19 protein-coding genes and 2 pseudogenes are annotated in these 24,988 nt (G+C 35.0%); 19 read left to right on the top strand and 2 right to left on the bottom strand.

Features of this window, described 5'->3' with window-relative positions:
* The first annotated feature begins 18 nt into the window (after positions 1-18).
* From MHB70_RS16155 to MHB70_RS16130, 6 genes are all read left to right on the top strand, one after another.
* A complete protein-coding gene (locus MHB70_RS16155; RefSeq protein WP_001044679.1) occupies positions 19-696 on the top strand; it encodes a response regulator transcription factor in 678 nt (225 codons plus the stop codon).
* Positions 697-899: 203 nt separating this feature from the next.
* A complete protein-coding gene (locus MHB70_RS16150) occupies positions 900-2,141 on the top strand; it encodes a S1C family serine protease (RefSeq protein ID WP_000542629.1) in 1,242 nt (413 codons plus the stop codon).
* Positions 2,142-2,220: 79 nt separating this feature from the next.
* Positions 2,221-2,634 (top strand): CoA-binding protein, encoded by a 414-nt coding sequence (locus tag MHB70_RS16145; RefSeq protein ID WP_000151385.1) that lies wholly within the window; start codon positions 2,221-2,223, stop codon positions 2,632-2,634.
* A gap of 374 nt (positions 2,635-3,008) precedes the next feature.
* Positions 3,009-4,973 (top strand): DNA topoisomerase IV subunit B, encoded by a 1,965-nt coding sequence (parE, locus tag MHB70_RS16140; RefSeq protein WP_001062195.1) that lies wholly within the window; start codon positions 3,009-3,011, stop codon positions 4,971-4,973.
* A 1-nt stretch (position 4,974) separates the two neighbouring features.
* A complete protein-coding gene (parC, locus tag MHB70_RS16135) occupies positions 4,975-7,398 on the top strand; it encodes a DNA topoisomerase IV subunit A (protein WP_001147488.1) in 2,424 nt (807 codons plus the stop codon).
* Between the two features lie 267 nt (positions 7,399-7,665).
* Positions 7,666-8,697 carry an oxidoreductase gene (locus MHB70_RS16130; RefSeq protein WP_000719742.1) on the top strand — a complete coding sequence of 344 codons (1,032 nt, stop codon included), beginning with the start codon at positions 7,666-7,668 and terminating at the stop codon, positions 8,695-8,697.
* Between the two features lie 25 nt (positions 8,698-8,722).
* Here MHB70_RS16130 and MHB70_RS16125 read toward each other — a convergent pair whose 3' ends face one another.
* Positions 8,723-9,316, bottom strand: coding sequence for a TetR/AcrR family transcriptional regulator (locus MHB70_RS16125; protein WP_001013009.1), 594 nt, complete (start codon positions 9,314-9,316; stop codon positions 8,723-8,725).
* Between the two features lie 164 nt (positions 9,317-9,480).
* Between MHB70_RS16125 and MHB70_RS16120 the strand changes: the two genes are divergently transcribed.
* From MHB70_RS16120 to MHB70_RS16075, 10 genes and pseudogenes are all read left to right on the top strand, one after another.
* A complete protein-coding gene (locus MHB70_RS16120; RefSeq protein ID WP_000626560.1) occupies positions 9,481-10,374 on the top strand; it encodes an ABC transporter ATP-binding protein in 894 nt (297 codons plus the stop codon).
* On the top strand, positions 10,367-11,173 hold the full coding sequence (locus MHB70_RS16115; protein WP_001041420.1) for an ABC transporter permease subunit: 807 nt from the start codon (positions 10,367-10,369) through the stop codon (positions 11,171-11,173). Before MHB70_RS16120 ends, MHB70_RS16115 begins: the two co-directional genes overlap by 8 nt.
* Positions 11,174-11,368: 195 nt before the next feature.
* Positions 11,369-11,902, top strand: coding sequence for an RNA polymerase sigma factor (locus MHB70_RS16110; protein ID WP_061530529.1), 534 nt, complete (start codon positions 11,369-11,371; stop codon positions 11,900-11,902).
* A 12-nt stretch (positions 11,903-11,914) separates the two neighbouring features.
* Entirely contained in the window at positions 11,915-12,913 is a 999-nt protein-coding gene (locus MHB70_RS16105; RefSeq protein ID WP_000376642.1) for an ECF-type sigma factor negative effector, read from the top strand.
* A 17-nt stretch (positions 12,914-12,930) separates the two neighbouring features.
* A complete protein-coding gene (locus MHB70_RS16100) occupies positions 12,931-13,968 on the top strand; it encodes an LCP family protein (RefSeq protein ID WP_061530528.1) in 1,038 nt (345 codons plus the stop codon).
* Between the two features lie 22 nt (positions 13,969-13,990).
* A pseudogene (locus MHB70_RS16095) lies at positions 13,991-14,209 on the top strand (C4-dicarboxylate ABC transporter); the annotation flags it as partial.
* Between the two features lie 347 nt (positions 14,210-14,556).
* Complete coding sequence (locus MHB70_RS16090; protein ID WP_000730158.1) at positions 14,557-16,260, top strand: peptide ABC transporter substrate-binding protein; 1,704 nt, start codon at positions 14,557-14,559, stop codon at positions 16,258-16,260.
* A 305-nt stretch (positions 16,261-16,565) separates the two neighbouring features.
* Entirely contained in the window at positions 16,566-18,281 is a 1,716-nt protein-coding gene (locus MHB70_RS16085; protein WP_061530526.1) for a peptide ABC transporter substrate-binding protein, read from the top strand.
* 441 nt (positions 18,282-18,722) lie between these two features.
* Complete coding sequence (locus MHB70_RS16080) at positions 18,723-20,417, top strand: peptide ABC transporter substrate-binding protein (RefSeq protein ID WP_000823453.1); 1,695 nt, start codon at positions 18,723-18,725, stop codon at positions 20,415-20,417.
* Between the two features lie 82 nt (positions 20,418-20,499).
* Positions 20,500-21,219, top strand: a complete 720-nt coding sequence (locus tag MHB70_RS16075; protein ID WP_000440863.1) for a class I SAM-dependent methyltransferase — start codon at positions 20,500-20,502, stop codon at positions 21,217-21,219.
* A gap of 40 nt (positions 21,220-21,259) precedes the next feature.
* Here the strand turns inward: MHB70_RS16075 and MHB70_RS16070 are convergent, their stop codons facing one another.
* On the bottom strand, positions 21,260-21,652 hold the full coding sequence (locus MHB70_RS16070) for a hypothetical protein (RefSeq protein ID WP_000555013.1): 393 nt from the start codon (positions 21,650-21,652) through the stop codon (positions 21,260-21,262).
* 136 nt (positions 21,653-21,788) lie between these two features.
* Here MHB70_RS16070 and MHB70_RS16065 point away from each other — a divergent pair, with 136 nt between their 5' ends.
* The 3 genes and pseudogenes from MHB70_RS16065 (at position 21,789) to MHB70_RS16055 (ending at position 24,974) form a co-directional block, all read left to right on the top strand.
* Positions 21,789-22,124, top strand: coding sequence for a hypothetical protein (locus MHB70_RS16065; RefSeq protein WP_000842915.1), 336 nt, complete (start codon positions 21,789-21,791; stop codon positions 22,122-22,124).
* A gap of 160 nt (positions 22,125-22,284) precedes the next feature.
* A pseudogene (locus MHB70_RS16060) lies at positions 22,285-22,617 on the top strand (VOC family protein).
* Between the two features lie 257 nt (positions 22,618-22,874).
* The gene (locus tag MHB70_RS16055) at positions 22,875-24,974 is read left to right on the top strand and encodes a vWA domain-containing protein (protein ID WP_061530525.1); all 2,100 of its coding nucleotides are present in this window, start codon (positions 22,875-22,877) and stop codon (positions 24,972-24,974) included.
* The last annotated feature ends 14 nt before the right edge of the window (positions 24,975-24,988 follow it).

Below are 24,988 nucleotides of genomic sequence, written 5' to 3'. Positions count from 1 at the left end.
AAAGGCGGGATAGATTATATGAATAAAACAGTATTACTTGTTGAAGACGAAAGAAGATTACGTGAAATTGTTAGTGATTATTTTCGTAATGAAGGCTTTGAAGTGATTGAAGCAGAAGATGGAAAAAAAGCGCTAGAGTTATTTGCAGAGCATGAAATTGATTTAATTATGTTAGATATTATGTTACCAGAAATAGATGGATGGTCTGTTTGTAGACGAATTAGAAAAGAATCAGCAGTACCAATTATTATGCTAACAGCACGTTCGGATGAGGATGATACATTGCTAGGTTTCGAATTAGGTGCAGACGAGTATGTAACGAAACCATTTAGCCCGAAAGTGTTAGTAGCTCGCGCGAAGACGTTATTGAAACGTGCGGATGGTGCGGTAGGAGTAGCGGAGGAAAATGCTATGTCTTTAGCTGGAATAGAAGTGAATCGTCTATCTAGAACTGTTTTAGTAGATGGAGAAGAAATTATATTGACGCATAAAGAGTTTGAACTTCTTGTTTATTTAATGGAGAACAAAGGAATTGTGTTGTCACGTCAACATTTATTAGATCAGTTATGGGGATATGATTATTACGGTGATGACCGAACGGTTGATACGCATATTAAAAAATTGCGAAATAAGCTAGGAGATAAAGCGAAGCATATCGGTACTGTTATTCGAGTTGGTTATAAATTCGAAGAATAATCTGGAATGACTTGTGCACTTTAGCCTGGGAATTTAGCAATTTTATATCCTCTTTTTGAAGGTAGAATGTTCAAAAAATAATTTTCTTGTCTACAATGGTAGATAGGAGTATTTTTTTAATTGGATTTCACGATGAGTTCACAAGAAGGACACAAAACGTGACTATACTGAAAATACGAATTCACCAGAGAGGGGAAATAAAAATGGGATATTACGACGGACCAAATTTGAATGAAGAGCATAGTGAAACGAGAGAAGTGAAAAAATCAGGAAGTAAAAAAGGTTATTTCTTCACAGGTTTAGTGGGAGCTGTAGTCGGGGCGGTTTCGATTAGTTTTGCAGCACCTTATATGCCATGGGTGCAAAATAATGGAGCGGCAGTTTCATCATTCAATTCTAATAAACAAGTAGAAGGTACTGTAGTTCCTGTTGTCAATAAATCAAAAAACGAAACTGATTTGCCAGGTATGGTTGAAGGTGCGAAAGATGTTGTTGTAGGTGTTATTAATATGCAACAAAGTGTCGATCCATTTGCAATGCAACCGACAGGTCAAGAACAACAAGCTGGTTCAGGATCAGGTGTTATTTATAAAAAAGCAGGAAATAAAGCATATATCGTAACGAACAACCACGTAGTAGATGGAGCGAATAAACTTGCTGTGAAACTAAGTGATGGAAAGCAAGTTGATGCAAAACTAGTTGGTAAGGATCCTTGGTTAGACTTAGCTGTTGTTGAAATTGACGGATCTAATGTAAATAAAGTTGCAAGTCTAGGTGATTCCAGTAAACTTCGTGCTGGTGAAAAAGCGATTGCAATTGGAAACCCACTTGGATTTGATGGCAGTGTAACGGAAGGTATAATCAGTAGTAAAGAACGCGAAATTCCAGTTGATATTGATGGGGACAAACGCCCAGATTGGCAAGCACAAGTTATTCAAACAGATGCAGCGATTAACCCTGGTAATAGTGGTGGTGCATTATTTAACCAAAACGGTGAAGTAATCGGTATTAATTCGAGTAAAATTGCGCAGCAAGAAGTTGAAGGAATCGGATTTGCAATTCCGATTAATATTGCAAAACCAGTCATCGAATCGCTTGAAAAAGATGGAGTAGTGAAACGTCCAGCGCTTGGAGTAGGTGTCGTTTCATTAGAAGATGTGCAAACTTATGCAGTAAATCAGCTGAAAGTGCCAAAAGAAGTAACAAATGGCGTTGTATTAGGTAAAATCTATCCAATATCACCGGCAGAAAAAGCAGGTTTAGAGCAATATGATCTTGTAGTAGCATTAGATAATCAAAAGGTAGAGAATGCTCTTCAATTCCGTAAATATTTATATGAAAAGAAAAAAGTTGGCGAGAAAGTAGAAGTTACATTCTATCGCAATGGTCAAAAAATGACGAAATCAGCTACGTTAGCAGATAATTCAGCTACTAAGAATCAATAATCGGAATAAAAGAAAGTCTCTTTCATGTTGAAAGAGACTTTCTTTATCGGATATACTAAAGGAATAGGAGGGACTAATTATGACAATTGAAAACCCAACTCGTACGGAAATTGGTGAAGTATTGAAGAAAAGTAAAACGATTGCGGTTGTTGGATTATCAGATAAACCAGAACGTACATCGTATATGGTTTCAAAAGCGATGCAAGATGCAGGGTACCGCATTATACCGGTAAATCCAACAGTTGATGAAGTACTTGGAGAAAAGGCAGTTCCTTCACTGGCGGATATTAAAGAACATGTTGATATCGTAAACGTATTCCGCCGTTCAGAATTTTTAATGGGTGTTGCGAAAGAGTTTGTAGAGATTGATGCAGATGTTTTTTGGGCACAACTAGGAGTACAAGATGAAGATACGTATAAACTTTTAAAAGAAAAAGACTATACTGTAATAATGGACCGTTGTATTAAAGTAGAACATGCGATGACAAAATAGTATAGATTTTAAAGATAGAAAGATTGATTCAGCCCTCGTTATAGATAAGTAGGGCCGATGAACGAGGTGTTCATCATGAGATTTTTTAAAGGCTGTTTTTGGGGATTGTTACTTGTTATCCCGTTTTGGATATTGATCATTTGGATCATGATAAAGGTTTGGAATGTGTAATCTTGGAATACATATCCATTTCTCGTTGACAAACGATTATTTTTCTGAAATAGTAGCCTAGAGGAATCCTTGTGAAAAAACAAGGATTTTTCTATTGAAAATGGTATATAAAAGAGATAAGATAACTTGCCAAAACTATAGTCGAGGCGTTATTCTATAATAGAAACATATGTTCTGATTTGATTAGGAAAGGGGCAAGGAGTTTGGCGAAGCATCAGTTCCAATACAATGAAGATGCAATTCAAGTGTTAGAAGGACTTGAAGCCGTTCGAAAACGCCCGGGTATGTATATCGGGAGTACGGATAGCCGTGGATTGCATCATTTAGTATATGAAATAGTAGATAACTCCGTTGACGAAGCGTTAGCGGGATTTGGCGACGAAATTTCTGTCGTAATACATAAAGATAATAGTATTAGCGTTATTGATAAAGGGCGAGGAATGCCTACGGGAATGCATAAACTTGGGAAACCTACACCTGAAGTTATTTTAACTGTACTTCATGCAGGTGGTAAGTTTGGTCAAGGTGGCTATAAAACGAGTGGTGGTTTACATGGTGTTGGGGCATCAGTTGTAAACGCCTTGTCAGAATGGTTAGTAGTAACAATTAAACGTGATGGTAACATTTATGAACAACGCTTTGAAAATGGTGGCGTTCCTGCAACGACGTTAGAGAAAATCGGGAAAACAAAAGAGTCTGGTACGACAATGCACTTCAAACCAGATACAACGATTTTCAGTACGACAAATTACAATTATGAAACATTATGTGAGAGATTACGTGAATCTGCATTCTTATTAAAAGGAATGAAAATCTCGATAAAAGACGAACGTAATGATTTAGAAGATATATTTCATTATGAAACAGGAATTGAAGCTTTCGTTTCATACTTAAACGAAGAAAAAGATTCAATTCATCCAGTTGTATATTTCACTGGTGAACAAAATGGGATTGAAGCAGAACTAGCATTCCAGTTTAATGATGGTTACTCAGAAAATATTCTTTCGTTTGTAAACAACGTACGTACAAAAGATGGTGGAACACACGAAGCTGGATTTAAAACAGCGATGACACGTGTGTTTAATGAGTATGCTCGTAAAGTTTCATTATTAAAAGAAAAAGATAAAAACTTAGAAGGTACAGATATTCGTGAAGGTGTAGCGGCTATCGTTTCTGTACGTGTACCAGAAGAAGTACTGCAGTTTGAAGGACAAACGAAAGGGAAACTGGGTACAAGTGAAGCTCGTTCTTCTATTGATGCAATTGTATCAGAGCATTTAGCTTACTTTTTAGAAGAAAACCCGGATGTAGCTACACTTCTTGTAAGAAAGGCAGTTAAAGCAGCGCAAGCACGTGAGGCTGCTCGTAAAGCGAGAGAAGAAGCACGTAGTGGTAAGAAAAAGAAAAAATCAGAAGGTACTTTAAGCGGGAAGTTAACACCTGCACAATCACGTAACCCTCAAAAAAACGAATTGTATTTAGTAGAGGGTGACTCGGCCGGCGGTTCAGCAAAGCAAGGGCGAGATCGTCGTTTTCAAGCGGTACTACCGTTGCGTGGTAAAGTAATTAACACGGAGAAAGCAAAGCTTGCTGATATTTTTAAGAATGAAGAGATTAATACAATTATTTATGCAATTGGCGGCGGAGTAGGAAATGAATTCGCTGTTGAAGATATTAACTACGATAAAGTTGTTATTATGACCGATGCAGATACGGATGGAGCTCATATTCAAGTATTGTTATTAACTTTCTTCTACAGATATATGAAACCACTTATCGAAGCTGGTAAAGTATTTATTGCACTTCCACCTTTATATAAAGTAAGTAAAGGGAAAGGGAAAAGTGAAGTAATTGAATATGCATGGTCTGATGAAGAATTAGATGGTGTAACGAAAAAGGTCGGTAAAGGTTACATGTTGCAGCGCTATAAAGGACTTGGTGAAATGAATGCAGATCAGTTATGGGAAACGACGATGAACCCTGAAACGCGTACATTAATCCGAGTGAAAATTGATGATGCAGCAAGAGCAGAGCGCCGCGTTACGACATTAATGGGTGATAAAGTAGAACCGCGCCGTAAATGGATTGAGCGTAATGTACAATTTGGTATGCAAGAAGAAGGAAATATTTTAGAAAACGAAATGATTATGGAGACGGAGGTGGAATAACATGCAGGCAGAGAAGTTTCATGACCTCCCGCTTGAAGACGTGTTAGGTGACCGCTTTGCACGTTATAGTAAATATATAATTCAAGACCGCGCGCTTCCAGATGCGCGTGACGGTTTAAAGCCAGTACAAAGACGTATATTATATTCTATGTATGTAGAAGGAAACGTACATGATAAAGCGTTTCGTAAATCAGCTAAAACAGTTGGTAACGTTATTGGTAATTACCATCCACATGGTGATTCCTCTGTATATGAGGCGATGGTACGTTTAAGTCAAACTTGGAAAGTACGTAATGTTTTAGTTGAAATGCATGGTAATAATGGTAGTGTTGATGGTGATCCAGCAGCGGCAATGCGTTATACAGAAGCCCGTTTATCACCAATCGCATCAGAGTTATTACGTGATCTCGATAAAGAAACAGTAGAATTCGTTTCAAACTTTGATGATACGAGTGAAGAACCAGTTGTATTACCTGCAATGTTCCCGAACTTATTAGTGAACGGTTCTACAGGGATTTCTGCTGGTTATGCAACAGAAATTCCACCGCATCATCTTGGAGAAGTAATTGATGCTACAATGATGCGTATCGATCAACCGAATAGTTCTGTGGATGACTTGTTAGCGGTTATTAAAGGACCAGATTTCCCTACAGGTGGTATTATTCAAGGGATAGATGGCATTAAAAAAGCATATGAAACAGGTAAAGGTAAAATTATTATTCGCGGAAAAGCAGAGGTTGAAACGATTCGTGGTGGAAAGCAACAAATCGTTATTACAGAAATTCCGTATGAAGTAAATAAAGCAAATCTTGTTAAAAAAATGGATGAATTACGTCTAGATAAAAAATTAGATGGCATTGCTGAAGTGCGTGATGAAACAGATCGTACAGGTCTCCGCATCGTTGTAGAATTAAAAAAAGAAGCAAATGCTGAAGGTATTTTAAACTATTTATATAAAAATACAGATTTACAAATTCCATATAACTTTAATATGGTAGCGATAAATAATCGTCGTCCAACACTTATGACATTACCTAAAATTTTGGATGCGTATATTGGCCATCAAAAAGAAGTTGTTACGAGACGCTCACAATATGAATTAAGAAAAGCAGAAAATCGCCAACATATTGTAGAAGGTTTAAAGAAAGCATTATCAATTTTAGATGAAGTGATTGAAACGATTCGAGGGTCTAAAGATAAACGTAATGCGAAAGATAATTTAAGCGCACGATTTGGATTTACAGAAGCTCAGTCAGAAGCAATTGTTTCACTGCAACTATATCGTTTAACGAATACGGATATTACTGCGCTAGAGCAAGAAGCAGCTGAACTTAATAAGAAAATTATAGAGTTACAGGCGATTTTACAAAGTGAAAAAAGACTTCTTCAAGTTATTAAAACAGATTTGAAGAGAGTAAAGAAAACATATAGTGATGATCGTCGTGCGATAATTGAAGAGGAAATTGAAGAAATTAAAATCGATGTGGAAGTTATGATTCCGCAAGAAGATGTCATCGTTACTGTAACGAAAGAAGGATATGTGAAACGAACTGGTTGGCGTTCGCATAATGCATCGAACGGGAAAGACTTCGGTATGAAAGAGGGTGACATCTTACTTGAGCGTTTCGATACCAACACGACAGAAACCGTTCTTTTATTTACGAACAAAGGAAATTATATTTATCTTCCTGTATATGAAATGCCGGAAATTCGTTGGAAAGATTTAGGTCAGCACGTTGCAAATATTGTTTCACTTGACCGAGATGAAACAATTATTTGGGCAACTGTCATACCGAACTTTGAGGAAGAAAAACGATTTATCGTATTTGTAACGCGGAATGGTATGATTAAGAAGACGGAATTAAATCAATATAAAGTTCAGCGCTATTCAAGGGCATTCGTTGCTGTAAACTTGAAAAAAGATGATGAAGTTGTTGATATATTTGCGACAGATGGAACGAGTGATATCGTTCTTGCGACACATGGTGCATATGCACTGATTTTCCATGAAGATGAAGTAAGTCCAGTTGGTGTAAGAGCTGCTGGTGTAAAAGCGATTAATTTAAAAGAAGATGACTATGTCGCTTCTGGTAAACCGTTAAATGGTGACAAAGATCAACTTATTCTCGTAACGCAACGCGGTGCTATAAAGCGTTTAAAAGCATCAGAAATTGAAAAGTCAACGAGAGCGAAGCGAGGTCTTGTTATTTTCAAAGAGTTAAAACGTAATCCATACCGTATTGTAGGTATTGAAATTGTACGAGACGATGAACTAGTTTACATGAAGACAGAGAAAAATATTGTAGAAGAGGTTGATCCGAAAGCGTATCGAAACAAAGACCGGTATAGTAATGGTAGTTTAGTACTAGATGTTAATGATACTGGTGAAGTAGTAGAAACGTGGACGAAGAAAAGACCGGAATAAAGGAAGCATCTTGCTATGAATAATAGCGAGATGCTTTTTTCTAAGCGAATTATTATGTATATGAAAATAATCTTGTTATAATAGTGAAATGAAATCGTTCTCATAAAGTGAAACTTTAATCAGTGAGGGGCTTTATTCCCTACTGATTATTAGTTGAACTAATCGGGCTTTTACGGACAGTAAGGCCCTCACCTAACTTTTTAGTTTTCGCTGAATTTTGAGGAGGGATCTTACTGTCCGTTAGTGCGGGATAATTGGAGGGGCAACATGAAAAAAATAGGTGTAGGGATTGTAGGATTTGGATTTTCTAGTACAACATTTCACATCCCGCTATTACAAACGATAGAAGAATATGATATTCGAGCTATTTTATCTTCAAAAGAAGAAGTAGTGAAACAAACTTTACCAAATGCTGCTGTTGTTGACACAATTGATGAATTAGTAAAGCGATCTGATATTGAACTAGTTGTCATTACTTCACCGAATACAACTCATTTTCCATATGTAAAAGAAGCGATTTTACATGGTAAGCATGTTGTAGTGGAAAAACCATTTGTTGTTTCAATTGAAGAAGGGGAAGAACTTATCTCATTAGCAAAGCAGTATAATGTGATGTTAAGTGTATATCATAATCGTCGTTTTGATAATGATTTCCTAACAATTAAGAAATTGTTAGAAGAAAATAGAATAGGAAATGTATACGCATATGAAGCGCATTTTGATCGTTTCCGTCCACATGTACGCGATCGATGGAGAGAAAAGAATTTACCAGGTTCAGGTATATTATATGATTTAGGATCGCATTTAATTGACCAAGCGCTATCATTATTCGGAAAACCAGATGCGATAAGCGCAGATGTAATAAAACAAAGGCCAGGTGCGGAGATTGATGACTATTTCCACGTAATACTTCATTATGGAGTTAAGCGTGTCATTTTACGTAGTAGCAGTTACGTGAAACAAGCAGGACCGCATTTTACATTACATGGGGACAAAGGTTCTATCGTGAAATACGGTATGGATTCGCAGGAAGAACAATTAAAAAATGGAATGAAGCCAGGCGATATAGGTTATGGGGTAGATGCTGAAGAGAATTTTGCTACTTTAGAAACAGAAGAAACTTTAAATCGTATTTCAACAGAAGTCGGTTGCTATGACATGTACTATAAAGGTGTAAGAGATAGTATATTAAATGGTGAGAAACTACCTGTAACAGCGCAAGATGGTTTAAATGTTATTAAACTAATTCAATTAGCGGTTGAAAGTAGTGAAACGGGTAGAGTCATTTCGGTAAAATAAAAAAGACACGAATTTCGTGTCTTTTTTATTTTGTTGGAACAGAAAGGCCGTAAAAGAACATCGTAACGATATCTTGTATATGTTTTTCTCGATCTCCTTCAAGAAGCTGTGCCCCGAAATCATCACCTAACTTAGTAAACATTTGAATGTAAAGTAACATCATTTCTTTCGTAAGGTGTGGATTAATTTCGTTTTTACGCTGAGCTCGTTCTAATATTTCTAAATACCAGGGAAGGATTTTTTCATTTTGATAACTATAAATAAACTTACGGAGTTCTTCGTCCCTTTGCATCATTTGTAGTAACATATCAGGTTGAAATAACCCGCCAGTATTCATTTTTCTTACAATCATTTTTTGCATCATATCATGAAAAGGTAATTTTTCTTCTGCAAGCCCTTTATAATATTGAAATTCAGATATGATAAATTCTTGTATAAGCTCCCTAAATAACGCATCTTTACTTCCGAAATGATTATAAATTGTAACTTGAGAAACGTTTGCTTCTTTTGCAATATGTTCTATTTTTACTTCATTAAATCCACGTTCTGAAAATAATACGAAGGCCGCCTCTTTAATGGCGCGTTTTTTCTTTTCTTTCACTTTTTCAAAGCCGTTCAATGTAATCACCTCACTTAAAATATACAAGAAAAAATAATGGAAAACAATATTTTTGAAATATGGACTAATAAATATTTCAAAAAGTTGTTGCGAATATGAAAGATGAGGAGTACAATAATTTTGAAATATCATATATTAAATATTTCAAAAAATGAGGTGGACTTATGATTTCAGTTCAAGATGTTACAAAACAGTTTTCGAATGGAAAAGGTTTGTTTCATATTACATTTGATGTAAAAGAGGGAGAAGTATTTGGTTATTTAGGACCGAATGGTGCCGGAAAATCAACGACAATTCGTAATTTAATGGGATTTATAAAACCGACAGCTGGTAAAGCGACAATTTTTGGATTAGATTGTTGGAATGAAGCAGCGAAAATTCAAAGGGAAGTTGGTTATTTACCGGGTGAAATTTCTTTTATTGACGGAATGAACGGATTAGAGTTTTTAAAATTAATGCAAGGAATGCGTGGATTAAAGGATACGAAAAGACGAGATGAACTGATAGATCGTCTGCAATTTGATGTGAAAACACCGATTCGCAAAATGTCTAAAGGAATGAAGCAAAAAGTAGGGATAGTCGCTGCATTTATGCACGATCCAGAGGTGTTAATTTTAGATGAACCAACATCTGGACTTGATCCACTGATGCAGCAAGTATTTATAGAACTAATAGTAGAGGAAAAACAAAGAGGAAAAACGATTCTTATGTCTTCACATATTTTTACTGAAATTGAGAGAACTTGTGACAGAGTAGCTATTATTAAAGATGGTCGACTCGTAACAGTTGAAAATATTCATGATTTACAAAGTATGAGACGACAGGTAATAGATGTAACTGTATCATCGCAAGAAGAAATTGAATCTCTTACAAAGTGTAATTTGCAATTTGAAGCGGTAAAAGGCAGAGAGGCATCTATTATTGTACAAGGAAACTATCAAACTGTTTTACAAACACTTTCAAACTATAATGTAACGGCACTTCAAACGAGAGCGATGGATTTAGAACATTTATTTATGCATTATTACGATAAGAAAGAAGGGGTAACGCATGAATAAGCAATTGTTTTTAGCTAGTTTGAAAGAAACACAAAAAAGTATTTTTAGTTATGCGATTGGTGCGGCTCTCTATTTATGGTTATTAATTTGGATATTCCCATCAATGGTATCAGCGAAAGGATTAAATGAATTAATAAGTGCTATGCCTGATAGTGTGAAAAAAATTGTTGGTATGGAAAGTCCGATTCAAAACGTAATGGATTTTTTAGCTGGGGAGTATTACAGTCTATTGTTTATTATCATTTTAACAATTTTTTGCGTAACAGTTGCGACACATTTAATTGCGCGTCATGTAGATAAAGGAGCGATGGCATACTTGCTAGCAACGCCTGTATCCAGAGTGAAAATTGCTATTACGCAAGCTACTGTTCTCATATTGGGGCTACTTATCATTGTAATTGTCACGTATGTAGCAGGTATAGTAGGAGCAGAATGGTTTTTAAAAGATAATAATTTAAATAAAGAATTATTTTTGAAGATTAATGTAGTCGGAGGGCTCATATTTTTAGTCGTTAGTGCATATTCATTTTTCTTTTCTTGTATATGTAATGATGAAAGAAAGGCACTTAGTTATTCAGCAAGTTTAACTATATTATTTTTCGTACTAGATATGGTAGGGAAATTAAGTGATAAGTTAGAGTGGATGAAAAGCCTATCTTTATTTACGCTGTTTCGTCCGAAAGAAATTGCTGAAGGAACATATAATATATGGCCGGTAAGTTTAGGTTTAACCGTTGGGGCAGTTTGCATCTTTTTGTTAGCAATAGTTATGTTTAGAAAGAGAGATTTACCGTTATAAAGTAGCAAGTCCACTGTGAAAGTGGACTTTTTTGTTTGTAAATTTGAACCGATATGTTCATTGTGTGCCACCATAAAAAGGATATTTATCTTTTTATTTACAAAAATATTCGAAAAAATGAACCTTTTTATAGGCTACGCAGTCTAATACGTGTAAAGTTAAATTTGAAGTGAGGATGAAACAGGAGGAGCAATTGTGAAAGTAATCCCTTTATATAAAATGATTGTAAAAGAAGAAACGGATGTTTCCTTAGCGAAAAAAGGTGATCATGAAGCCTTTATGGCGCTTATACATACGGAGAAAGTGAAGATGTATCGCATTGCAAAGGCGATGTTACATGATGAGACAAACATAGAGGATGCGATACAGACAACAATTTTAAAAGCTTATGAAAATATAAAAAAACTAAAAAAAGAAGCGTTTTTTCAAACTTGGTTAATTCGAATTTTAATAAATGAGTGTAACAATATAATTAAGTCATATAAAAAACTAATTATAATCGAGGATCATGATAGTAGTATGGTAGCGTTCGACCGATATAAAGATATTGATCTTTTTAATGCCATTCAGTCTTTAACGGAAGAATTAAGAGCTGTAACTGTACTTTATTATTATGAAGATATGAATCAAGAGAGTATTGCGTCCCTTTTAGAAATTCCAAAAGGGACGGTTAAGTCAAGGTTGTCACGTGCAAGGGAACTATTAGAAGAGCGATTAAAGATGGAATAGGGGGTGTATAGAATGGATAGTGAAAAATCATTTGATGAGAAATTAAAAAAGAGAATAAAAGATGAAAATGTTATTTTACCGCCAAAGTTAAATGGAAAGATTAATGATACACTGCATAATCTTCCAGTAAAAAAGAAGAGTTACAGAGTTCATATGATGGTAATTAGTGCCGCGGTTCTAGCGCTTTCTATTGTTTCTATGTCTGAATTTTCTATACAAAGCTTTGCACAAAATGGTGGAGTATTTGAATATGTGAAGAAAAAGGCGTTTTCTGATTATGAAAATGAAGAAGAAATAAAATTGAATGTAAATTATCCAGATAAGGAAAAAATTCATATAAAGATGTTGGATTCAATTGATCATTTTAAAAATATTTCAGGACAATTTGAGGAATATTCTAGCTCTACAAGAATGGCTACAACATACAAGTATGCGATTGATACGGAGAAACAAAGAGGCATTGCATCTCAAGAAGATAAACGATTGAAAAAAAGAACGATTATATATAACGAGGGTAGAAAAAAAGAGTTTGATGATGAGAACTATACATATAAAGAGTCAAAATGGAGCCCAGAGGAAAGAAATAATGAACTATTAAAACTAAATCCTACGGAAAGATTGTTGAGAAAATCAGGTGAGAGGAAACGGTATGATGGCGAATATGTGGGATTGGCTAAGCATAGTATTCAATCAGAATTCGCAGATTTGTTAATTCGATATAAAGATTGGAATTATAAAGAAACGAAATATCTAGGACTCGATTGTTACAAAATTGAAGGGGTAATTAATATAGAGATGCCTATTAGCGCCTCTGAAGATGTAAGAGGGAAATTTGAAATGGTTGTGGAGAAAAACACAGGGGTTATGTTAAAGTTTCTTAGTTTTCATGAAGGTATGATTCAATATTCAGTTACTACCGAATGGATACAAATAGATAAAGGGCTGAAAGAAAGTATGTTTCAAAAGGATAGCACGAAATATGAAAAAATGAAAAATATATTGGATGAATAGAAACAGGAGGAGAATAAATGGGGAATCATTCGTCTTCAAGAGAAGAGAAAAATAAGCGGAAATATAAAAAGACAACGATAATAAGTTTACTACTAGGAGTATTACTATTTGGCGGGGGTGGATATGGCACCTATGTATATATGAAAACTTCTAATCTTGTACAAAAATCTAATTTGAATTTAGCGCGTGGTGAAAAATCAAATTTACGTGAGAAAGCAGTAAAACCAATTGCAAACAATGTTTCACTTTTAATTATGGGCATTGATGAAAATCAAGAACGTCAAAAGGAGCATAGTGGTGCATTTCATACAGATGCGTTATTGCTGGCAACTTTTAATAAAGATGATAAGACAGTGAAATTAACAAGTATACCACGTGATACGTATACATATGTCCCGATTGAAAAGAAAAAGGATAAAATAACGCATGCATATGGAAGAGGGCTTGTTAAAAATGGTAAAGATGGAGGGCCACAAGCATCTGTTGAAGCAGTAGAAAAATTGTTACAAGTCCCCGTTGATTATTTTGTGAAGTTTAATTTTAGCTCATTTATTAAAATTGTTGATGGATTAGATGGTATTGAAATAGATGTCCCAGTTGAATTTACAGAACAAAATAGTAAAGATGAACCTGATGCGATTCATTTGAAAAAAGGACTACAAAAATTAACAGGAGAAGAAGCACTTGCGCTGGCAAGAACGCGTCATATTGACAGTGATGCAATGAGAGGGCAACGTCAACAACTTGTTATTGAAGCGATGTTAAATAAATTAAAAAGCGCGGGTTCGATTACAAAACTAGAGAAAATGGTTGAGGCGGTTGATGGTGATTTTAAAACAAATTTAGCCATGGATGATATTTTATCTTTTTATAAATATGGTTTAAATGGTTCAGTTGAAAAGACTCAATTAGCTGGTGATGATCTTTATTTACCTAATGGCCCAAATGGACAACGTGTCTATTACTATAATCCTAATAAAAAAGACCTACAAAGTTTGAGTGATACTCTTAGAACACATCTAGGATTAAGTGCGAAGCAGATTGAGGAGAATTAAAGCAGACGAAATGTCTGCTTTTTTATTAGCATCTACTCTATCTGCAATGAATGTTATCTCATTAGAAGGGTTAGCGCTACTACTTGGGGGAGATCGTTTCATGTCAGAAGCACGTGCTATCGTTAATTTAATTGGTAACGGTATTGAGACTGTAGTTGTTGCAAAAAGTGAAAATGAGTTTGATGATGAGAAGTATAAGAGAGTGGTAGAGGAAATGAAAAGAGAAAAAATTGCCGGGTAAAAAAGTCAGTTTAGCTGACTTTTTTATTTTTGTAGAAAAGATGTTTTTAGATATATGCATTATTTATTAGCAATAATTAACAAGTATTCAAGCGGTAAATGAGATGAAAGTGATTAAATCAATGAATGTGTATAAAGGAGAAATAAGGTTTGAACAACTTATGGCATTTTTATGAATATTACTGTAAAAAAATAATTTTTTAAAAATTTTCAATAATAATACTTTACAAAAATTAAAAAATTAGTAGAATAAGAATTAGTAAGAATCGTCTGATAAATATATAAAGAAAAACAGAATTATCAGAAAATTCTTTAATAGCTATCGTTAAGAATTAGGGAGGGTACAAAATGAAAAAGAAACAAATGAAAAAACTAACAGCAGTTGTAGCACCAGTTTTAGCAATGAGCATGGCGTTAACAGCATGTTCTACATCAGGTGGAGATAAGAAGACAAGCACAAACTCTAGCTCTAGTGGAGATAGTAAATCTGAAGGAAAACTAGCAGCGAAACAAGTGCTAAATCGTACAGAAACAAATGAGATCCCAACAATGGATACTTCAAAAAATACAGATACATTAGGTTCTCAAATTTTAGGGAACACAATGGAAGGGTTATATCGATTAGATAAAGATAATAAACCAATCCCAGCTGCAGCAGAATCTAGCACAAAAAGTGAAGATGGTAAAAAATATACATTTAAACTACGTAAAGATGCAAAATGGTCAAATGGTGATCCTGTAACTGCAAAAGACTTTGCGTACGCTTGGCAACGATTATTAGATCCAAAAACAACTGCAGAATATGCGTTTATCGCATTCCCGATTAAAAATGCAGAGGCAATTAATAAAGGTGAAAAACCAGTAACTGAACTAGGAGTTAAGGCGGTAGATGACTATACATTAGAAGTTGAATTAGAACAAGCGGTACCATACTTCTTAAACTTAGTTGCGTTCCCATCGTACTACCCATTAAATGAGAAGTTTGTAAAAGAAAAAGGGGATAAATTCGGTTTAGAGTCTGATACAACAGTATATAACGGACCATTTGTTCTTACTGATTGGAAGCACGAGCAAGGCTGGAAACTAAAGAAAAATGATCAATATTGGGATAAAAAGACTGTAAAGTTAGATGAAATCAACTATAGTGTAGTAAAAGAAATAAATACAAAGGTCAACTTATTTGATACAGGTGCAATTGATTTCGCACTTCTATCAGGTGAATTCGTTGATAAATATAGAAATAACAAAGAGGAGTTTGGCACATACTCACAAGTAAGTACATACTTCTTACGTATGAACCAAAAACGTGGTGGACAAGATACACCATTAAAGAGTCAGAAATTACGTGAAGCAATCGCGCTTTCTATCGATAAGAAAAACCTAGCAAACGTTATTTTAAATGACGGATCTAAACCAGCTGACTTCTTAGTACCGAAAGGGTTAGCGACTGGACCAGACGGCAAAGACTTCCAAGAAACATTTAAAAATGGTATCAAACCAGATGCGAAAAAAGCTGCTGCTGCATGGGAAGAAGCGAAAAAAGAACTTGGTAAAGACCAAGTTACAATTGAGCTATTAAACTATGATACTGGTAATGCGAAAAAAGTAGGGGAATATGTAAAAGACCAAATTGAGAAAAATTTAAAAGGTGTAACAGTTAATATTAAACTTCAGCCATTCAAACAAAAACTAAAACTAGAAACAGAGCAAGATTATGATATATCATATGCTGGTTGGGGACCTGACTATGCTGACCCAATGACATTCTTAGATATGTTCCAGTCTAAACATTCTCATAACCAAATGAGCTTCGCTGATCCGAAGTATGATGATATGATCAAAAAAGCTGGCACTGAATTAATGGGTGACGCGAAGAAACGTTGGGAAGAGTTAGGGAAAGCTGAGAAATTACTTCTTGAGCAAGATGTAGCACTTGTACCTTTATACCAACGTGGTGATGCATATGTTCTAAAACAAAATATTAAAGGTATTGTAAAACATAATATCAGTCCGGAATATAGCTTTAAATGGGCATATGTTGCTGAAAAATAAAAGAATTGAAAAAGCATTTCAAAGTAGCTTAGCTACCTTGAAATGCTTTTTTGTATATTGGAAATTAAAATGTAAATTTGTAGTATAGCAAAATAGAGAAGAATAAGGAGTAAAGTATGCACATATGGTAGATGGGGGATAAATCATACTAAATTACGAAGGTTAAAATCAGAATATTTAAAATAAAACTATTTACAAATACGAAAAAAAGAGTAGAATAACATTAGTTGTAATTTTCTGAAAAATATTTAACAAGGAATCTCTCGAGGGTGGTAATGTACATATAATTAGGGAGGGTTAAAAAGATGAAGAGAAAAAAAATGAAAAAATTAACAGCAGTTGTAGTGCCAGTTTTAGCGATGAGTGTTGCATTGACAGCGTGCTCTAGTTCAGGTGGGGAAAAGAAAACGACTACTACATCTAATAGTGGGGAAGAAAAAACATCTGATATTAAATATGCAGCGAAGCAAGTGTTAAATCGTACGGAAAATCAAGAAATTCCGACGATGGATACTTCTAAATCTACTGATACGTTAGGGGCACAAATTTTAGGGAATACGATGGAAGGCCTATATCGTCTTGATAAAGATAATAAGCCAATTCCTGCTGCGGCAGAATCTAGTACGAAAAGTGAAGATGGTAAAAAGTATACGTTTAAACTGCGAAAAGATGCAAAATGGTCGAATGGTGATCCTGTAACAGCGAAAGATTTCGTTTTCGCATGGCAGCGCTTACTTGATAAAAACACAGCTGCAGAATATGCATTTATTGCTTACTATATTAAAAATGCAGAAGCGATTAATAAAGGAGAAAAACCTATAACTGAATTAGGAGCGAAGGCGGTAGATGATTACACGCTAGAAGTAGAATTAGAAAAACCTGTACCGTATTTCTTAAATTTATTAGCATTCCCATCATACTATCCATTAAATGAAAAATTCGTAAAAGAAAAAGGCGATAAGTACGGTTTAGAAGCAGATACAACTGTGTATAACGGACCATTTGTTATGTCTTCATGGAAACATGAACAAGGTTGGCAGCTGAAGAAAAATGATAAGTACTGGGATAAAAAGACTGTGAAATTAGAAGAAATTAATTATAGTGTTGTAAAAGAAGTAGCTACAAAAGTAAATTTATATGATACAGGATCAATTGACTTTACATTACTATCAGGAGAATTTGTAGATAAATATAAATCGAATAAAGATGAGTACGGTGAGTATGCAGAATCAAGTACATTCTTCTTACGTTTAAATCAAAAACGTAACGGACAAGATACGCCATTAAAGAGCAAAAAGCTTCGTGAAGCAATTGCATTATCGGTCGATAAAAAAGGATTGGCGAATGTAATTTTAAATAATGGATCAAAAGCAACGGATCAATTGGTTCCGAAAGGGCTTGCGACAGGACCTGATGGAAAAGATTATCAAGATACATTTAAAAATGGTCTGAAATATGATCCGAAAAAAGGTGCAGCAGCTTGGGAAGCAGCGAAAAAGGAACTTGGAAAAGATCAAGTTACAATTGAATTACTAAGCTATGATGATGGAACTGCGAAAAAGATTGCTGATTATGTTAAAGATCAAATTGAGAAAAATTTAAAAGGTGTAACGATTAATACGAAAATTCAGCCGTTCAAACAAAAATTAAAATTAGAGACTGCACAAGATTATGAAATCTCTTATGCAGGTTGGAGTCCAGATTATGCGGATCCAATGACATTTATTGATATGTTTGAATCGAAGAGCCCGTACAACCAAATGAGTTATTCAAATCCAAAATACGATGAAATGGTAGGAAAAGCAGGTAATGAATTAATGGGTGATGCGAAAAAACGCTGGGAAACGTTAGGAAAAGCTGAAAAATTATTCCTTGAAGAAGATGCAGGATTAGTTCCTTTATATCAAACAGGAAGATCGTACGTAATGAAGCCAAATGTAAAAGGAATTGTGAAACATAACATCAGTCCAGAATATAGCTTTAAGTGGGCGTATGTAACTGAGGATGGCGGAAAAAAATAAAGTGAAAGCATTTCAAAAGTGGCTGAGCTGCTTTTGAAATGCTTTTTTGTATGCATAAGGGAATAAATCTCGTTAGCCTAGTGAGAATCGGGTAGGTAGTTAGGAAGATTCTATCGGAGGAAATTAGAGAGTTCAGTAAGTAGTAAGACAAATGAATGAAAGTAAGAGATCTCATGCTAATAAGAAAAATATAGAACGTAGTAATAGAGTGGAATAAGGGGAGGGATGTTTACATATAGTAGACGGGGGATAATTCATATAGTAGTTAAAACAACAAGTTACTATCACAAAAAAATAAATATTTAGAAAATTTACAAAAATACTTTACAAAACTCAGAAAAATAGTAGAATATTAATTAATAAGAATTTTCTGATAACAAAAGTTAATAGAGAATTTCTAAATGTTAATATCGTACATATAATTGGGGAGGGTACAAGAAAATGAAGAGAAAAAAGATGAAAAAATTGACAGCGGTCGTAGCACCAGTTTTAGTAATGAGTATGGCATTAACAGCTTGCTCTGGATCAGGAGAAAAAGATAAGGCAAGCACAACACCAAAAAGCGGTGAAAAAGAAGGCGGAAAATTAGCAGCGAAGCAAGTGCTGAATTTAACAGAAGCTCAAGAGATTCCATCTATGGATTCGGTTAAAGCAACAGACCAAGTATCGTTTCTTGCTTTAAACAACGTAATGGAAGGTTTATATCGCCTGGATAAAGATAATAAAGCAACACCAGGTGTTGCTGAATCATATAAAAAGAGTGAAGATGGTAAGAAGTATACATTTACATTAAATAAAAATGCAAAATGGTCAAATGGAGAGCCTGTAACAGCGAAAGATTTCGTATTCTCTTGGAAACGTGCTGTAGATAAAAATACAGCAGCGGAATATGCATACATTATGTTCGATGTAAAAAATGCAAAAGCAATTAATGAAGGAAAAGCAGCGCTTGATACGTTAGGTGTAAAAGCTGTAGATGACTATACGTTAGAAGTAGAATTAGAAAATGCAGTTCCTTACTTTGTTGAATTAACTTCATTCGGAACATTCTATCCACAAAATGAAAAATTCGTAAATGAAAAAGGTGCAAAATTCGGTTTAGAAGCAGATACAACATTATACAACGGACCATTTACATTAACAGACTGGAAACATGAAGAAGGTTGGAAATTAAAGAAAAACGCACAGTACTGGGATAATAAAACAGTTAAGTTAGAAGAAATCAACTTTAACGTAGTAAAAGATAGCGGTACACGTGTCAACTTATATGAAAGTGGACAGATTGACCGTTCAGGATTAGTATCTGAATTTGTTGACAAATATAAATCGAATCCAGATTTCTATACACAAAAAACACCATCAACGTTCTTCTTACGTTTAAATCAAAAACGTGGTGGTCAAGATACGGTGTTAAAGAACAAAGATTTACGTTTAGCAATTGCAAAGGCGTATGATAAAAAAGGTTTAACGAATGTTATTTTAAATGACGGATCTACACCTGCAGATTACTTAGTACCAAAAGAATTTGCTAAGAGTCCGGATGGAAAAGACTTCCGTAAAGAAAATGGAGATATTTTAAAAACGGATGTGAAAAAGGCAAAAGAGCATTGGGACAAAGCGAAAAAAGAGCTTGGAAAAGATCAAGTAACAATTGAGCTGCTAAACTATGATAGCGATAATGCGAAAAAAGTAGGGGAGTTCTTAAAAGGAGAGCTTGAGAAAAACTTACCAGGCTTAACAGTGAACTTGAAAAACCAGCCGTTTAAACAAAAATTAAAATTAGAATCAGATCTAGATTATGATTTATCTTACGCTGGTTGGGGACCTGACTACTTAGATCCAATGACATTCATTGATATGTTCGTTACAGATGGACCTCATAACCAAACTGGTTACTCAAATAAGAAATATGATGAAATTGTAGAAAAAGGTAAAGGTGAGCTATTAACGAAAACGAAAGAGCGTTGGGATAGCTTACTGAAAGCTGAGAAAATGTTACTTGAAGATGCAGCAATTGCACCATTATATCAACGTGGTGATGCAATTGTTCAAAGAGCGAAAGTAAAAGGAATTGTTCACCACCCAGTTGGTGGAGATTACAGCTACAAATGGGCATATATCGGTGAGGAAAAATAAGCTGAGGGGGCGCGTGATGCGCCCTTTTTTTATGCACTTTTCATTCTTCCTTGAATATATAAAATAAAAAAGGGAGAATCCCATGGAACGAAATACTTACATCGATTTCTTAGCTTATTACGGAATAGGAAGTGCTCATCCTGGTGGTTTTACGTTAACAAAACAATTGCTAGCACAACTGCCTCTTAGACAAGGAGCGGATGTCCTTGAGATAGGTTGTGGTACGGGGAAAACAGCGGCTTACATGACAAAAGAATTCGGTTATAAAGTAACAGCGATTGAAAAGAATGAAATTATGATTCAAAAAGCGAAAGATAGATGGTTGTTTGAAAGATTGAATGTACAATTGATTCAAGGTGATGCAGAGCGATTACCTTGTTTAAATGATTCATTTGAGTTTGTGCTTGGGGAATCGATACTCGCTTTTACAGATAAAGAAAGGGTTATATCAGAGTGCTATCGTGTATTACAGAAGGATGGTAAGCTTGTTGTCATTGAAATGATTATTAATACACATATTGAGAAGAGTGAGGAAGAAAAAATTGCCCAATTATATGGCATGAAAGAATTATTAACTGAGAATGAGTGGGTACAACTATTTCAGAAAGCAAATTTCAAAAGAATTACAATTGCTGGCGGTGGTACAATTGCAGAAACGATATCTAGCTATATAGAAGAGCCGGAATGGAATGTATCAACATATATTCCGAATGAGTTATATGAGGCATGGGTACAACATGAAAACGTACGACGTATGTACCAACATGTTTTAGGACACCGTATATTTATATGTGAAAAGTAGAGAAAAAGAGTTGGCTAAAGGTAGTCAACTCTTTACTATGTTAAATGAAAAATAATGCAGCTAAAGTAATTCCGAAGATGAAACCAAATCCAAGTTCAACGCCCCAGCCACAACCGCCACCCCAGCCGCCGCCACCACAATTACCGCAACCACGACCGCCACATCCACAGCTACTGAATCCACCACCGCAACCGAATCCGCAACTATCACATCTGCTAATGCCGCCGCAAAGATCACAACCACCGTTTGTATATGCATCATAGTATCCGAATCCTGTATCAAAAGATGAGCGCTGTTGCATTGGTTCGATCCATACAGATTCATTTGTCACATCGATTATTTTGCCTAAGTGAATGCGACCATCACGATCTTCAATTCGAACAACTTTACCGAAATAACGTCGGCACGTATCATAACATCTTTGTCTATGCATGTTCTGTCCTCCTTCCCCCTTACAGTAATACGATATGTAAGGGGGACAAGTGCGGCTTGTACGAATGACCTACCTATCATAATTGTTATATGAAAGGGGAAATATAAAGAAAGGATATAGTAAGGAGGGAAAGGCAATGAAATCTACAGATCAGTTTCAAACATACGAAGTACCGTGGAAAGAATTTATAGAAGCATTGCGAGATGAAATGAAGAAAAAAGTAGGAGCGGATATTATTGATACAGTAGTTTGCAATTTAGAAGATGGATTTGAAGTGTATACATATATACAGGGGGATTTAGAGTTTGAATATAAAGAAGCGCTTGAAAGAAAATACGGAAGTGATGCTAAGACTCCTAATTTGTTAACGATTATGCTATTAGCCAGCATTTATAATACGAGTGAAGCGAATATACGCTTACATGCAGATAACAAAGATAATCCAATTGTTGAAGTATATGTGAAGCAATGAAACACGCTGTGAAAGGCGTGTTTTTTATTTATTCCGCTATTTTTGGGCAGTAAAACTCCTACCAAAAAATTTGGCTGGAGCAAAAAAGTTAGGGGGAGCCAGACTGTCCGTAAACGCCCCACTGATCAAAGTTTTACTTTATATGATAAAGTATTAGAAAATTAGGCATCTTAATTTAACGGTTACAGATGTAGTAGCTACTAGAGAATTTTTAGAAAAATATTTTGGATTAATTTGAAGTGGAACGAGGGGAAATGGCTTTGCAGTTATGCGTGATAAGGATGGGTTTATACTAAATTTAATGAAAGGGAAAGAAGTTCAGTATCCTAAAACATTTCATGTAGGATTTCCGCAAGAAAATGAGGAACTAATAAATAAAATGAATCAAAGATTGAAGGAAGATGGATTTTTGGTTGAACCTCCTAAACATGCACATGCGTATACGTTTTATGTTGAAGCGCCTGGTGGATTTACAATTGAAGTAATGTGCTAATTAAAAAATCAAACTTTTTGTTGTGTGTTTTTAATATGAAAAGTAGGAAAAGTCTGTTTTAAGTATGAAGCTTAGACAGGCTTTTTTGCCTATATAATTGGATAGAAAATGCTATAAAGAATATTACCAAGTGTATATATATGTTTACATAATAAAGTTATGGTGGGTTAGTTGTCCTAAAATACAAGTCATATATCTTGTTTCCTCTCATAAATTTAAACATAGGAATTTGTCTACAAAGGTGGCGAAGCCTCATCATGAAAATTCGAATTTGTGCCACATTCATGTTGTTTCTATTTATATGGTTACATCCTTATTGGACTTTTGCAAAAGGAGAGGAGGCAAAGGAAAGGGTCGTTTCACTTGTATATGATGATTCGGGCAGCATGAGAAATAACGATCGCTGGAAATATGCCAATTACGCTTTGCAAAGTTTAGTTGCGCTATTAGATGAAAAAGATACATTTTCTTATGTTCCAATGAGTAAGCCGAATAATCCGTTAAACATTTCGTTAACGAAGGATAAAAGGCAAACAGAAATTGAAGGAATTGGAGCGTGGAAAACGTATTTAAATACTCCTTTTAGCGCAGTAGAGACGGCGATGCAATCTATAAAAAAGGAAGCAGATATAGATGGAAAACGTGAATTTTGGCTTATTGTATTAACTGACGGGGCATTTAATGATCTAGAAAAAGATAAAGTTGGCGGAAAAGAACAAATTACAAAGAAACTAACAGACTTTAAGAAAGAAATGGATGTAAAAAAGATATCTTTACATCCTATCTTAATTACGATGGAAGAGGATTTAGGGCAGCAAGAAAAAGAACAATTAAATACGTTTAAAGAAATATGGAAGAAAGAGATAAACGGAGTTACAATGCCGTCAAGCGGAGAGGATGGTATTGTAAAAAGTGTAAATCAAGTGGCAGCATTAGTTGCGAATCGTGATCCATTCTCCTCCGTTGAATCGATTGTAAAAACGAAAGTAGTAGGAAAGAAAGTAGAGATTACAACGCCGTTCCCATTAAAGCGTATGACACTTGTACGACAATCGCCTTCGCTGTCTAATTATCAGGTCACACAAATTTCGAAACCATTACAGTTACAGTCTTCTTTTTCCATACATGCACCCGGAGAAGCGAAATTATTCGGAAATATAGTTCATATAAGCACGGAAAATCAGGAAGTCATTAAACCAGGAACATATACGATAGAAGTGGATCGGGATATTGAGAAAGAAGGATTGCAAGTACTTGTTGAACCAGCGCTTAACTATACGGTTTCTACTTATGACAAAGATGATAATAGTCAAAAAAATGTTGAACAAATATACGAAGGTGTTACTGCTGTTATTGAAGCAAAGCCTACTGAGTTACCAATTCAGTCTTCTTACTTTCAAGCAGAAGTAGAAATAGACGGAAAACAATATCCGATGAAGTGGAACGATAAGAGGCATGTGTTTTATTACGAAACGAAGATTGGTAAAGGGTTAGTACGTGGAAAAGTTCATATGAATATAAAGGGATTTTACAGACAGACGAAAGAATTCAAAATTGAAACAACAGAAAAGCCAAAATTATCACTTCAAACTGTTACGAAAGATTATGAAGAAAAAGTAACGAATTTAGAGAATAGTAAACCGTTTATTTTACAACCAAAGTTAGATGGTAAGCCGATGACAGAAGGGGCTGTAAAGAAACTATTAAAATCTACTGGTGTCACATCTAAACAATCAATCAACTATGAAATAAAACAACGTGGTAATCAAATTTACGTTTATCCTCGTCCTTATTACTCCGACACATTCAATTTCACAGATACTGGCACCGTAGAAGCTACCATCGTTATACAAGATGCGAAATTACAAGAAGTAAAGAAGCAAATATCACTCCATATTCAAAGTGCGCCGTTTTATGAAAAGTATGCGCTTATTTTTAAGTTTGTCATTCCTATCACTTTATTGCTGCTAGTAGTAGGCATAATCGTTTTAGGATGGATTGTTCGTCCAAGATTTCACCGGAAAGCACTATTGTATTACGAATGGGATCAAGAAGTAGCGAAAGATTGGTTATATCAATCTGAACCAGAATTACTTCGAAATAAATGGTGGAAACATTATTTTGGTATCCCATTTCGAGCAGAAAGAAAAACTGTGCAATCCGTTACGTTTATAGCGAAGAAAGGTTCGAAATCTGTCTTTGTAGCGAAAGAGTCACAAGTAGTAGGAATGATTATTGATGGGATGTTTATAACAGAGGAAGAAGTAGGAATGGAGCATAAGACACTATATCCAAATGAACTTTTATTAATTGATAGAGGATATGGTAAGGAGATTTACAAATATGAATGTGAATAGTAGGTAGGGATAAG

Source organism: Bacillus sp. FSL M7-1020 (assembly GCF_038050415.1).
Taxonomy (GTDB): Bacteria; Bacillota; Bacilli; order Bacillales; family Bacillaceae_G; genus Bacillus_A; species Bacillus_A toyonensis.
The sequence above is the reverse complement of the archived record's forward strand: the minus strand, read 5'-3'. Positions and strand labels throughout refer to the sequence as shown.

Excerpts from the sequence above, each read along its gene's own strand:
- MHB70_RS16155 (WP_001044679.1), top strand. The coding sequence starts at position 19 with ATGAATAAAACAGTATTACTTGTTGAAGACGAAAGAAGATTACGTGAA.
- MHB70_RS16100 (WP_061530528.1), top strand. The coding sequence starts at position 12,931 with ATGGGGAATCATTCGTCTTCAAGAGAAGAGAAAAATAAGCGGAAATAT.
- MHB70_RS16070 (WP_000555013.1), bottom strand. The coding sequence starts at position 21,652 with ATGCATAGACAAAGATGTTATGATACGTGCCGACGTTATTTCGGTAAA.
- MHB70_RS16065 (WP_000842915.1), top strand. The coding sequence starts at position 21,789 with ATGAAATCTACAGATCAGTTTCAAACATACGAAGTACCGTGGAAAGAA.
- MHB70_RS16105 (WP_000376642.1), top strand. The coding sequence starts at position 11,915 with ATGGATAGTGAAAAATCATTTGATGAGAAATTAAAAAAGAGAATAAAA.
- MHB70_RS16130 (WP_000719742.1), top strand. The coding sequence starts at position 7,666 with ATGAAAAAAATAGGTGTAGGGATTGTAGGATTTGGATTTTCTAGTACA.
- MHB70_RS16145 (WP_000151385.1), top strand. The coding sequence starts at position 2,221 with ATGACAATTGAAAACCCAACTCGTACGGAAATTGGTGAAGTATTGAAG.
- MHB70_RS16085 (WP_061530526.1), top strand. The coding sequence starts at position 16,566 with ATGAAGAGAAAAAAAATGAAAAAATTAACAGCAGTTGTAGTGCCAGTT.
- MHB70_RS16080 (WP_000823453.1), top strand. The coding sequence starts at position 18,723 with ATGAAGAGAAAAAAGATGAAAAAATTGACAGCGGTCGTAGCACCAGTT.
- MHB70_RS16120 (WP_000626560.1), top strand. The coding sequence starts at position 9,481 with ATGATTTCAGTTCAAGATGTTACAAAACAGTTTTCGAATGGAAAAGGT.
- MHB70_RS16055 (WP_061530525.1), top strand. The coding sequence starts at position 22,875 with ATGAAAATTCGAATTTGTGCCACATTCATGTTGTTTCTATTTATATGG.
- MHB70_RS16150 (WP_000542629.1), top strand. The coding sequence starts at position 900 with ATGGGATATTACGACGGACCAAATTTGAATGAAGAGCATAGTGAAACG.
- MHB70_RS16115 (WP_001041420.1), top strand. The coding sequence starts at position 10,367 with ATGAATAAGCAATTGTTTTTAGCTAGTTTGAAAGAAACACAAAAAAGT.
- MHB70_RS16075 (WP_000440863.1), top strand. The coding sequence starts at position 20,500 with ATGGAACGAAATACTTACATCGATTTCTTAGCTTATTACGGAATAGGA.
- parC (WP_001147488.1), top strand. The coding sequence starts at position 4,975 with ATGCAGGCAGAGAAGTTTCATGACCTCCCGCTTGAAGACGTGTTAGGT.
- MHB70_RS16090 (WP_000730158.1), top strand. The coding sequence starts at position 14,557 with ATGAAAAAGAAACAAATGAAAAAACTAACAGCAGTTGTAGCACCAGTT.